The organism is Vibrio sp. M60_M70, assembly GCF_037162085.1.
GTDB lineage: Bacteria > Pseudomonadota > Gammaproteobacteria > Enterobacterales > Vibrionaceae > Vibrio > Vibrio diabolicus.
In genome coordinates this window covers 1,703,229-1,714,923 of the sequence record NZ_JARLUL010000002.1, presented here as the reverse complement: position 1 = coordinate 1,714,923, position 11,695 = coordinate 1,703,229, and the positions used below count along the sequence as shown (strand labels likewise).

Annotated in this window: 9 protein-coding genes; 6 read left to right on the top strand and 3 right to left on the bottom strand. The window is 45.4% G+C overall.

Going from position 1 to position 11,695, the window contains the following annotated elements:
* Positions 1–117: 117 nt before the first annotated feature.
* From P4S59_RS23330 to P4S59_RS23315, 4 genes are all read left to right on the top strand, one after another.
* Complete coding sequence (locus tag P4S59_RS23330; RefSeq protein ID WP_443089050.1) at positions 118–1,551, top strand: FAD-dependent oxidoreductase; 1,434 nt, start codon at positions 118–120, stop codon at positions 1,549–1,551.
* A 12-nt stretch (positions 1,552–1,563) separates the two neighbouring features.
* Positions 1,564–2,880: an NAD(P)/FAD-dependent oxidoreductase gene (locus tag P4S59_RS23325; protein WP_104970221.1), complete on the top strand. Its 1,317-nt coding sequence runs from the start codon at positions 1,564–1,566 to the stop codon at positions 2,878–2,880.
* A complete protein-coding gene (locus P4S59_RS23320; RefSeq protein WP_025768531.1) occupies positions 2,877–3,227 on the top strand; it encodes an ethanolamine utilization protein EutQ in 351 nt (116 codons plus the stop codon). Before P4S59_RS23325 ends, P4S59_RS23320 begins: the two co-directional genes overlap by 4 nt.
* A gap of 402 nt (positions 3,228–3,629) precedes the next feature.
* Positions 3,630–5,675: an EAL domain-containing protein gene (locus P4S59_RS23315; protein ID WP_258666170.1), complete on the top strand. Its 2,046-nt coding sequence runs from the start codon at positions 3,630–3,632 to the stop codon at positions 5,673–5,675.
* A 67-nt stretch (positions 5,676–5,742) separates the two neighbouring features.
* On the opposite strand, the gene azu is transcribed toward P4S59_RS23315, so the two are convergent.
* From azu to norR, 3 genes are all read right to left on the bottom strand, one after another.
* Positions 5,743–6,195, bottom strand: coding sequence for an azurin (azu, locus tag P4S59_RS23310; protein WP_005392455.1), 453 nt, complete (start codon positions 6,193–6,195; stop codon positions 5,743–5,745).
* A 361-nt stretch (positions 6,196–6,556) separates the two neighbouring features.
* Positions 6,557–7,207: an HAD family hydrolase gene (locus P4S59_RS23305; protein ID WP_054867498.1), complete on the bottom strand. Its 651-nt coding sequence runs from the start codon at positions 7,205–7,207 to the stop codon at positions 6,557–6,559.
* Between the two features lie 88 nt (positions 7,208–7,295).
* Positions 7,296–8,828: a nitric oxide reductase transcriptional regulator NorR gene (norR, locus tag P4S59_RS23300; RefSeq protein WP_139059215.1), complete on the bottom strand. Its 1,533-nt coding sequence runs from the start codon at positions 8,826–8,828 to the stop codon at positions 7,296–7,298.
* A 190-nt stretch (positions 8,829–9,018) separates the two neighbouring features.
* On the opposite strand from norR, the gene norV reads away from it, so the two are divergent.
* Together norV and norW are read left to right on the top strand one after the other, a co-directional pair.
* A complete protein-coding gene (norV, locus tag P4S59_RS23295; protein WP_337169146.1) occupies positions 9,019–10,521 on the top strand; it encodes an anaerobic nitric oxide reductase flavorubredoxin in 1,503 nt (500 codons plus the stop codon).
* 9 nt (positions 10,522–10,530) lie between these two features.
* Positions 10,531–11,679 (top strand): NADH:flavorubredoxin reductase NorW, encoded by a 1,149-nt coding sequence (gene norW / locus P4S59_RS23290; protein ID WP_337169145.1) that lies wholly within the window; start codon positions 10,531–10,533, stop codon positions 11,677–11,679.
* Positions 11,680–11,695 lie beyond the last annotated feature (16 nt).

The window sequence follows — 11,695 nt, the reverse complement described above, 5'->3', positions numbered from 1 at the left end:
CCTCGTACCGGCTTGGATTTCAGACCACAAGCTAGGGCGAGGTTGATGGAATCACAACAAACCTGACAGCGGTTTGTAAACACGGAAATTCTGAACAAGGTAGTTGGAGTATAAGTGATGAGAAAGTGGCTCTGTATTATTTGCGGCTTAATCTATGATGAAGCACAAGGTTGGCCATCCGATGGCATTGCACCAGGAACAGCATGGGAAGATGTACCGGATGACTGGTTATGTCCTGACTGTTTAGTGGGTAAGTCCGATTTTGAAATGATCGAAATTACCGATGATGCGCCAGTAGAAGAGGTCGCGGCAGTGTCTTCGGTGTCGGTAGGATCGTCTGTTCAGCCCAATGCTGCTCAGCCACTTCCATCTGAAGTCACTCAGCCTATATTTTCAGCTGACCCTATCGTTATCATCGGTAGTGGCCACAGTGGTTACCAGTTGGCAGCGGTACTTAGAGCGCAATCTGAAACGGTTCCGATCACTGTCTTTACCGCTGATGATGGCGCACTGTACAGCAAGCCTGCCTTGTCTAATGCACTGGTCATGAATAAAGACGGCGACGCGCTACAAAGTGAAAGCGCGTTGGAGTGGGAAAGCCGTCTCAATATCCGCGTTTACCCGCATACCCGCGTTGAACATATCGATCGTGCCAATTCAACGCTACATACCTCCATCGGTAAATACGCCTACAGCCGCTTGGTACTGGCAACAGGTGCATCACCGATTGAAATCCCAATTGAGGGCGATCGCTCTTGTGTTATGAGTGTGAACGACTTAGTTGATTACCGCCGTTTCAGAGCGGAGCTGCAAGACAAAAAGCGCATCGCAATCCTCGGCGATGGCTTAATTGGCTGTGAGTTCGCGAATGACCTGATCGAAAGCGGTTATGAAGTAACAGTTATCGGGTTAGGTCAATGGCCAATGGAGCGTTTGATCCCGCAACAGTTGGGTGAATCATTACAAAGTGCACTTGCAGATCGAGGCGTGCAATGGGCTCTACAAGACAGTATCGCCAGAATCGAGCCAAGGTCCGAATCAAGCGCGGTTTTGCATCTAAACAGTGGCAAGAAAATTGAAGCAGACCTAGTGCTAAGCGCGGTTGGACTCAAGCCAAATGTATCGCTGGCTGAGCAAGCAGGGCTAGAAGTGGGCCGCGGCATTAAAGTGAATCAATTCGGCCAGACGAGTGATGAGAATATTTACTCGCTAGGCGACTGTGTTGAAACGGAGCAAGGTTGGCAACCGTATATTGCGCCAATTAATCAAATGATTCCTTCCGTGGCGAAAAGCTTGCTAGGTGATATTACGCCTATCTCTTTAACGCCAACACCAGTGATTGTGAAAACGCCGATTCTTCCACTCACTATTTTCCCGGCAGCCGCTGAAGAGCAGGGACAATGGTACATCGAGAACCAAGCAAATGAATTGACCGCTGCGTTTTATTCTCCTGAGGGAACGATGCTTGGCTTTGCGTTGCTAGGAAGAAAAGTACAGTCATTACGTGGTCCTTGGTTAGATCAATTGTCATTGAAACTTTCAGCAGCGTAACGGAGAAAGAAGATGATTCATTTACCCAATGATGATGCAACATGTGGTTGGTACCATGCGTTGCCAAGTATTGCAGAAAAACCAGCGTTAAAAGGTAAAAAAACTGCTGACTATGCCGTGCTAGGTGCCGGTTTCGCTGGACTAGCTATGGCAAGACGTTTAGCTGAGCTTCAGCCTAACGCACGAATTATACTGATTGATGCGCAACGTATCGGCCAAGGGGCGTCAGGGAGAAATTCGGGCTTTGTGATCGATTTGCCTCATAAGTTTTCACTTGAGCATCCCGATCCTGAGCACAAACAAAAGTTATTATCGCTCAACCGTTCTGCGATTGCTCAGCTAGACACTTTAGTGTCGAAGCACAGTATTTCTTGTCAGTGGTCAGCAAAGGGCAAATATCAAGGAGCCGTAGGGGCGCGCGGTGAAGCGTATCTCGATCACTTTGAGCACCTAATGAAAGACCTTGGCGAACCATACTTCCATGTTAATGGCAGTGAGCTGGCGAAAGTCTTAGGGACAAATTACTACAGCCGCGCAATTTACACGCCAGGTGGTTATTTAATGCAACCTGCTGCTCTGGTGCGTGGGCTAGGGGAAAGCCTTCCAGAGAATGTCGAGGTGTTAGAAAACTCGCCAATCCGCAAACTCAGTAAAGAAAACGGTTACTGGGTATTACATGGAGATAGTGGTTCTGTTGAAACCACTGAACTGTTACTTGGCACCAGCATTTTTACTCGGGAGTTTGGTTATCTTAAAAACAGATTACTGCCAGTGATGACGTTTGCAAGCTGGACGCGTCCATTGACCGACGCAGAAATGCAACGATACGGAGGTGAGCTGAATTGGGGCCTAACCCCAGCTGATCATGCGGGAACGACGTTACGTATGACCGCTGATCGACGTATTTTGATCCGCAATACTTACAAACACGTGCCGAAGTATGGCTCAAGCATGAACGATAAAGTCAGAGAGCAAATCCGAGACGATCATCGTCAAGTCTTTTTGGCGCGTTACCCAGAGCTGGCCGACGTACCATTTACTCACACATGGGGTGGGGTATATGCCATCTCTCGTAACTTTACTAACTTTTTTGGTCAATTAGATGAAGGTGTTTATGCCAGCGCTTGTGACAATGGTGTTGGTGCTGCGTGGGGAACCATTTCTGGAACGCTGTTAGCTGACTATGTTGTTGGTGCGACATCTAAATCATTGGATGACATACAGCAAGTGACAGGAATGCCTTGTTTGAATCCGCCAGAGCCTTTTTTAGGCATGGGAGTAAAAACGCGTATCCAATTAGCAAAATGGCAAAGCCGGAGTGAATTATGAAGCAAGTCAAACTCGTTGATAGTAAAAACCTAGATTTTAATGTTCGTGGTGATACGCCGGGAATGGCGTACGTAGCCCGAGCGTTAAGCCCGGAAATTTCACCAAACATTGGCGTAGGCTTTGCTAAATGGGAAGGCGCTCAAGTGGCTTGGACGGTGCTTTATGATGAGGTTATTTTTGTGATTGAAGGCTGTTTCGAGCTGACCGCAAACGGTGAGACACATTTTGTGCACCCAGGTCAGATGCTGTGGATCCCGGAAGGAACCGAGCTGGTTTATGGTGGGCATGCCCTGTTCGGCTACGTGGTTCATCCAGGAAACTGGAAAGAGCTACACGGGATTGAATGATTTTTTTTACAGACGAGACAACGACTTGAAGTTCTACTCGTGCTAAATCAAAAATCGTTCACAGTGTATGTGAGCCAAATCAACTCGCCCGTTAAGGGCGTGTCACCGAAGCCTCCTTCTTGAAGTCATTAGGGTATATACATCAGTTTTAACGATAGCCATATCGAGATGCTTGGTATGGCTTTTATCGTTAAGGATAATAATCTCATTGGATCAAGGGGTATATAATCGTTAAATTGCACTTGCGACATCTTTGCGCTGTGACTGGCAATTCAAACTATTGTTTTAGCCAATAGAAACACTAAAAATTATCCACCAAATAATACGTTACTGAGTCTGGCCGTTGCATTTACGGCTGCCTATTTCGCAGCCGATGATTATTACTTAATATAAGAACTCACCATGCACACTCGTCGTGAACGCGTATTTGATCCCTTTCATCGTCTAACGGTATTTACAGATAAATGGCGACTTGGATCTAAATCTTATCTTACTGATCTCGCATCTATTGCCTTATTGCTGTTACCGCTGACGCTATCTAACGCACTTGCTATCTTTCTTGGTCACGCTTCTAGAATCCTAGGGGTGTCAGAGGTTTCTCAGTTATTGTTCCATCTTTCTGATATTTTAATCAACTTATATCCCACAGCGTTTTGCATTGTGGCTGGTTACTATTTATCGCATAAAGTGAATGTGTCGAGCGCGATTATCATCATTTATTCGTTGGTCATGTTCTATTTAATTTCAATAGAGAATGACAGCCTTTCTAGTAATTACATGTTGCCGAATAACCCTTTATTAGCACTCTTCAGTGCAACGGTGTCATACGTTTATTGTAAAAGTTTCCGAATTGAGCTGCTTGATCCTCAAGCAATGGACTTCTCTTCTCGTCTTTTTAAAGATGTCTTACATTTTTTCGTATTCGTTTTATTTGCGGTTAGCTTATCTCATGTCACCGCAGCGGTGATGGATGCTTTTACTACAACAGTGGCTGGACTTAACTTTGATCCGCTGACGTTCACAGGAGGATTATTTTATCAATCCATCTTGAGCTTATTAGGAGCGGCGGGCATTAATGGTCACAACATGTTGTTTGCCATCAAACAGCAAATATACGCTGCGACCGAAGCCAACATGGCTGCTTGGCAAACAGGCGAAGCGTCGCTTAACGTCATTAGCCAAGGTTTTTACGACGCATTTTTATCCATGGGCGGGTCAGGGAATAGCATCAGTTTACTCCTGTGTCTGTTATTGTTCGCTAAAGAGCGCAATCATATTTTACTGGCGTTAGCGGCAGCACCATTGGTGATGTTCAACATCAATGAAGTGCTGCTATTTGGCTTGCCTATCATCTTTAACCCTATTCTGGTCGTCCCATTTGTATTAGTACCGCTGGTAAGTTTTATCATCACCTACTGTGCGATTGCTTCCGGCTTAATTGCGCCTGTTGAAAATATTGTGAACTGGATGACACCGCCTCTGTTGAGTGGTTATGTTGCAATGGGGCATCATGCACAGGGGGCGATACTTCAACTGGTGGTGATTGCGATTGGTGTACTAATTTATCGACCTTTTTATCTAGCCTATGCAGGCAAATATGTGGGGCAGCTTGGTGTAAGTAATACTTACAATGGTTTAGAACAATCCCTATTTAAATCACTACTCAGTAGTGTGAAAGATGCGAACACATCGAGTATCAGCAAGTCATCCGCGCAGAAGCGTTTAACTTCCATTCTTCGTGAAGGCGAGTTGGTGATGTTTTATCAAAAGCAGCACTCAACAAAGGATGCGGAACAGTATTCTTACGAAGCGCTTATTCGATATAAAGATGAAGATGGAAACTTACTTTCACCAACGTTTATTGAAGATTTTCACCGGTTAGATGCCATGCCACTGCTCGATAAATTAGTCCTCGAAAAGGTGTTGTCGGATATGAAGGAAATGGGATTATCTGAGCAGCGAAGAGTGGCCATTAATGTTTCTGTTGCTACCATTCAACAAGTGGATTTTGTTCAGCATTTACAAGGCCGGTTGGTCTATTTTGGAATCCTGGCTGAATGGCTTGAAATTGAAATTACTGAAGAAGCCGTATTAGACAATGAAGTTTCTTTAACTAACACCATGAAAGCTCTACAGAGTATGGGAGTTCGTATCACAATGGATGATTTTGGTACGGGCTACGCATCGTTTCCTCATTTGTTCAAGTATCCATTTAACAAGATTAAGCTAGACAGATCGCTGCTATTGGACGCTAACGATCATCGTGGACGGCAACTGTATCGATTGGTTGCTAAGTTAGGACATATTGCAAATTGCGAGGTCGTAGCGGAAGGGGTGGAAACGCAGTCTGACTATGACTTTGTGAGGTCAAGTGGGGTTGATAAAGTTCAAGGGTTTTACTTAGCAAGGCCTGTACCTTTGGATGAGATTATCCATCGACGTGCTTAACTAAGGTGCGATAAAAAGGGAAGTGATGGCTTCCCTATAGTGAGTCTTATTTCGACTTAGTTAGCTCTTACTTGAACTCAAATTTACCCTGCATGATCGCCCAGTGACCAGGGAACGAGCAGAAGAATGAGTAGTCGCCGCCAGCTTTCATTTTTTCAGTGCTGAAAGTAATGCTGGTGCTTTCACCGCCGCCAATCACTTTTGTGTGAGCGTATACACGGTCGTCATTTGGCTTCACGTAATTGTTTTCTGCACCTGCTGCCATGCCGTCCGTACCTACTGCTTGTAGATTAGCGGTATCTGCGATAACGACGTTGTGACCCATTGATTGTGCAGGCATTTTACCTGTGTGGTTTAGCGTCAGTTTTACTTCTTTACAAGTGGCTGGAACGCTCAGTGTTTTAGTAGAAAACTGCATCATATCGTTAGCATCTAGGGACACTTCACACTCGGCACTGGCTTGGGCACCAAAGCTCATTCCTACTAATGCGAAGGTTGCTGCTAATAAACGTAAAGACATATAACACTCTCCATTTTATATTTTGGGCTGACTTGGATTAATCTCATCCAATAGTTCTCATTATCAGCCAATTTTCACTCGAAAAACGTGCTTCAAGCGGTATATTGACGTTTTGTTGCAAAGTTGTACTGGTTAGTTCCACTATTTGATCACTCATAGGCCCTATTTCATGCGATGGCGTGAGGTAAATCAAAAAAGAAAGGAACACGCCCCGTACAGAGATAAGGTCTATCTTATTAAGCTTTGGAGCAGTATCTTGGCATTTATTAGAAGTAGATTAGAGAAGGTGAGAGGAGAGGCTCAAGCATAAAAAAGCTCAGCCAAATTGCTGAGCTTTAACAGTTAGAGCGGCAGTTTACGTTTAGCGATTTTGCTTCAACGCATCTAACGCTTCATGTAATGACGGCACGATGGAATGACCAAATTGTTTTACCTCTTCGCAAGGTTCAACTAAATCCGGAATCTGATAAGTAACCATATTCGCTGCCACGGCTGCGCGAACACCGTTATTGGAATCTTCAAAGGCCAAACATTGGCTTGGTTCTACATCCAGACGATTCGCTGCCAGCAAATAGATTTCTGGATCGGGTTTGCCGTGGTTTACCTCGCAGCCTGTGGTGAGGTTGTCGAAGTACTTACTCAAACCCGCTAATTCCAGTTTGATTTTCGCCACCTCTTTTGCCGTAGAAGTCGCTACTGCGATTGGTAAGCCTTGTGCTTTCAGCCATTCTAGCAGCTCAACAACACCATTTTTCACTGGGATGGCTTGGTGTTTGACGACAGCATTGTAACGAGTACGCCATTCATGATGCAGGCGGTCTAGGTTCTCACCGTAGGCTTTGCGGAAAATTGCTTCAATACCTGCCGCATTGCGACCAATGATCGACAGGTAAACATCTTCATAAAACGGAAGTTTTTGGACTTCACATGCTTCTTGGAAAATACGCATACAGACGCGCTCAGTATCAAGGAGCAAACCATCCATATCAAAAATAGCAGCTTGGTAGTTCATTACATTACAGACTTTTCGATTGTGATGGGGCATTTTGACATAAGCGAGATAGATTTTCTTGTGGAATTCAAACCGTCCGTATCCTTTTTTACTTTATACCTAGCCGTTTGGCTAAGCGGTGTAAATTACCATTATCGAGTTCTAACTGACGTGCTGTTGCAGCCCAGTTTCCTTGATTCTGCTCTAGTGCTTTTAGAATCATGGCTTTTTGGAAGGTGTCAGTGGCTTGCTTTAAACCAGCGTCTGACAGTTCAAATGAAGAGCTAGGTATACCTGGCTCTTCAGTGATGGGCTGATTGTTCGATGCTTTGATATCGAAATCTTGTTCCACCAATTCGATATCCAGCGATTGAGTTCTAGCTTTGGCAAGCACACCCGCTCGTTTGATGACGTGTTCCAGTTCACGCACGTTGCCCGGCCAAGAGTAATCTTTGAGTGCTTGAACTAGAGTGGGAGAGAGTCGAACACTGTTCAGCCCCAACTTGCTGCGTAGTTGCTCTGCAAAGAAACCAGCCAGTAGCACGACATCGTCTTCACGTTCACGAAGTGGAGGGACATGAAGAGGGAATACACTCAAACGGTGGTACAAATCTGCTCTGAAACGGCCAGCTTTTACTTCTTCATGCAGAACACGGTTCGTTGCCGCCACAATGCGTGTATTGACTCGAATATGGCGGTCATCACCCACACGTTGGATGTCGCCGTATTGGAGAGCTCGAAGTAACTTAGCTTGCAGTTCTAACGACAGTTCGCCAACTTCATCCAAAAACAGTGTGCCACCATCTGCTTGTTCGAACTTACCCTTGCGATTACTGATAGCACCAGTAAAAGCACCTTTGATATGACCAAAAAGCTCACTCTCTGCGACAGACTCAGGTAATGCGGCACAGTTTAAGTACACCAAGGTATTATTGGCTCGGTGAGAGCGATGATGAATTGCGTTTGCGACGAGCTCTTTACCAACCCCTGTTTCACCCATTATCAACACTGATAGCTCGGTATCTGCCACTGCATCGATTTGCTCTTGAAGTGCTTTCATCCCAGCCGATTTGCCAATGATTTCGTTGCTCAAGGTGCGTTTCTCAGTGTAAGACTCACGTGGCAAGCTTGCTTGTGTTTCTAACTGCTCCAGTAGTAGAGCAGTGTGCAAGCCCCCCGCGGCTAACGCACTTACAAAGCGTAGTTCTTGATTGAGTAAACCATCGAACTGATTCGGGTCGAAGGCATCAATAGTGATCGCGCCAATCAATTGATCGTCGATCAACAAAGGGAGACCAATACATGAATGAACGTGCAGATTGTCGTCGTGGTTCGGAATTAACCCGTCATAGGGATCGGGTAAGTCGCTATTCGATGGAAACCGTACGATATCGCCAGCGCGTGCAATGGCTTCCAATCTCGGGTGTTGGTTTATAGAAAAACGGCGTCCCAATACTTCCTTTGCTAAGCCATTGATAGCCAGCGGCTTAAAGTGCTGATCTTCATACAAAAGAAGAGCAGAAGCATCACATTTTAATATCTCGCGAATCGTTGTTAATAAGGTATCAAATCGAGCTTGCCGAGTGAGCGCTGAATTTAGGTCTTGCGTGATGTGTAGCCATTGCGCGATTAAAGAAGTCATAGCCAATACCAATTGTGTCAATATGACTATTGTAGTGTCTTAATGACAATTTTCAACTGTGTCTAAATGACAGTTGTTAAAGTTGTATTTTAATTAAATTATTGAAATATATAGAAATTAAAAGTTGGCATGCCCAGTGCATTACAAGAAGAAATTATTTTTGTTTATCCCGTCATTCAAGGTAGTAATCATGACAATTCACGTAAAAAACAACATCCACTGGGTAGGTCAACGCGATTGGGAAGTTCAAGACTTCCACGGTACAGAATACAAAATGACAAAAGGTACCAGCTACAACAGTTATCTAATTCGTGAAGAGAAAACCGTATTGATTGATACGGTCGATCATCGATTCAGTCAACAATTCATCCAAAATTTAGAAATGGAAATCGACCTTAAGTCTATCGACTTTATCGTAGTAAATCATGCTGAAGAAGATCACTCAGGCGCATTGTCGGCATTGATGGAGAAGATTCCGAACACGCCAATTTACTGTACAGAAGCGGCGATTGATTCGATTGTGGGTCATCACCACCATCCCGAATGGAACTTTAAAACGGTAAAAACGGGTGACAGCATCGATATTGGTAACGGTAAACAATTGGTATTTGTAGAAGCGCCGATGTTGCACTGGCCAGACAGTATGATGACTTACTTAACGGGTGATGCGGTGCTGTTTAGTAATGACGCCTTTGGACAACATTATTGCGATGAGCGTTTGTTCAACGACGAAGTGGATCAAAATGAGTTGATGGAACAGTGTCTGCGTTACTACTCCAACATCTTAACGCCGTTCAGCAGTTTGGTAACCGCTAAAATCAAAGAAGTGTTGAGCTTTAATTTACCTGTCGACATGATTGCAACTTCACACGGTATTGTATGGCGCGATAACCCAGTTCAAATCATCGAGCAATATTTGGAATGGGCGGATAACTACCAAGAAGATCGTATTACCATCTTCTACGATTCTATGTCTAACAATACCCGAATGATGGCGGACGCGATTGCACAGGGCATTCACGATGTCGACCCGGGTGTCGCAGTTAAAGTCTTCAATGTGTCTAAGCACGATAAGAATGAAATTCTCGCCAATGTGTTCCGCTCTAAAGGCATCTTGGTTGGTTCGTCTACCATGAATAACGTCATGATGCCGAAGATTGCTGGCATGCTGGAGGAGATCACAGGTCTTCGTTTTAAAGCCAAGAAAGCTGCTGCCTTTGGTAGTTATGGTTGGAATGGTGGTGCGGTAGACCGTATCCACGCACGATTGACCGACGCGGGTTTTGAAACTGCAGTCAGCCTGAAAACCAAATGGCGACCAGATGGTAAAGCGATGCGTGAGTGTCGTGAACATGGTAAGAGCATCGCGAAACTGTGGGCAAAGCATGACCTGACGAGCCCAGTTCTTGCTCCGGCGATTTCTTCGTCTGCACCACAAGTTCAACCACAGCCTGCTGTACAAGTAGCAACACAAGCGGTAGAAGAAGTTGTTGCTAGTAACCCTAGTACCGAGGCGCATCCCGCAGATTGCCAATGCATGATTTGCACCGTTTGTAACTGGGTGTATGACCCTGCTCAGGGTGAGCCTAATCAAGGAATTGAATCAGGTACCGTGTGGTCAGACGTTCCGGACTACTTCCTTTGCCCTGAGTGTCACTTAGGTAAAGATGTATTTGTTGAGTTCAAGGGGTAAGGAGCTGTGATGCAAGCACCAATTGTAATCATAGGCAGTGGCTTTGCTGCCTATCAACTGGTTAAAACTGTGCGTCGAATGGATGCACAGGTGTCAATTCAAGTATTCACCGCTGATGACGGTGCGGAGTATAACAAGCCCGATTTGAGCCATGTGTTCAGTAGAAAACAGACCGCGGGGGATCTGGTGGTAAAAACGGGAGAAGCGTTTGCCCAAGAGCACCATATCGAGTTATTAACCCACACTAAAATTGAGAGTGTGGATACGCAAGCCCAACAAGTGGTAGCAGATGGACAAGTTTATGCGTACTCCAAACTGGTTTTTGCAACGGGTGCGAAAGCTTTTGTTCCTCCAATGCGAGGTGATGCTTCTGGCGATATCCTAACGCTCAATTCGTTACAAGAGTATCAGCTCGCAGAAGAGAGAATCAGTCAAGCAAAGCGCGTAATGGTTATCGGCGGTGGTTTGATTGGCGTTGAGATTGCAATGGATATTGCGAGCAGCGGTAAAGCCGTTACGGTGGTTGAATCAAACCAACGCTTGCTTGCCAATCTTATTCCTGAGTTTGTGGCGTTGCCTCTGGAAAGCCAACTTAAGCAGCAAGGCATTCAACTGGCGTTGGGAAATGGGGTTGTTGAGGTGAATCGTACCGCCGATTCGTTGGTAGCGACTTTGAACAGCGGTGAAGTGAGCGAGATTGATGTAGTGATTTCTGCCGCTGGCTTGCGTTCAAACACTCAATTAGCGAATGCTTGTGGACTAGAGGTTGGGAAAGGCATTGCTGTCGACGCTAAGCTGCAGACTTCTGCGAACAATGTATTCGCTCTGGGCGATTGCGCCGAGATACAAGGGCGCATGCTTCCATACCTTCAGCCAATCGTGTTGAGCGCTAATGTTTTAGGTAAGCAGTTGCTTGGGCAGGAAGCGCAATTGAAGTTGCCGCCAATGATGGTAAAAGTCAAAACGCCGAGTTACCCAATTCAGCTTGCCGGGGACTTCAGTGCTGTCGCGAATTGGAATGTGCAGATTTCTCAATCTGGCATCGTGGCAAAAGCTGAAAATGAACAAAGCATATTGACTGGGTTTGTTGTGACGGGCGAGCAAGTGGCTCAGGCTTTTCCGTTACTGCGTGAACTGTCTCAAGTCGCGCAATCGTAACTCGCTTCAAGCAGCA

Bases quoted from the DNA above. Each gene is read 5' to 3' on its own strand.
- P4S59_RS23330 (WP_443089050.1), top strand. From the start codon at position 118: ATGAGAAAGTGGCTCTGTATTATTTGCGGCTTAATCTATGATGAAGCA.
- P4S59_RS23325 (WP_104970221.1), top strand. From the start codon at position 1,564: ATGATTCATTTACCCAATGATGATGCAACATGTGGTTGGTACCATGCG.
- P4S59_RS23320 (WP_025768531.1), top strand. From the start codon at position 2,877: ATGAAGCAAGTCAAACTCGTTGATAGTAAAAACCTAGATTTTAATGTT.
- P4S59_RS23315 (WP_258666170.1), top strand. From the start codon at position 3,630: ATGCACACTCGTCGTGAACGCGTATTTGATCCCTTTCATCGTCTAACG.
- azu (WP_005392455.1), bottom strand. From the start codon at position 6,195: ATGTCTTTACGTTTATTAGCAGCAACCTTCGCATTAGTAGGAATGAGC.
- P4S59_RS23305 (WP_054867498.1), bottom strand. From the start codon at position 7,207: ATGAACTACCAAGCTGCTATTTTTGATATGGATGGTTTGCTCCTTGAT.
- norR (WP_139059215.1), bottom strand. From the start codon at position 8,828: ATGACTTCTTTAATCGCGCAATGGCTACACATCACGCAAGACCTAAAT.
- norV (WP_337169146.1), top strand. From the start codon at position 9,019: ATGACAATTCACGTAAAAAACAACATCCACTGGGTAGGTCAACGCGAT.
- norW (WP_337169145.1), top strand. From the start codon at position 10,531: ATGCAAGCACCAATTGTAATCATAGGCAGTGGCTTTGCTGCCTATCAA.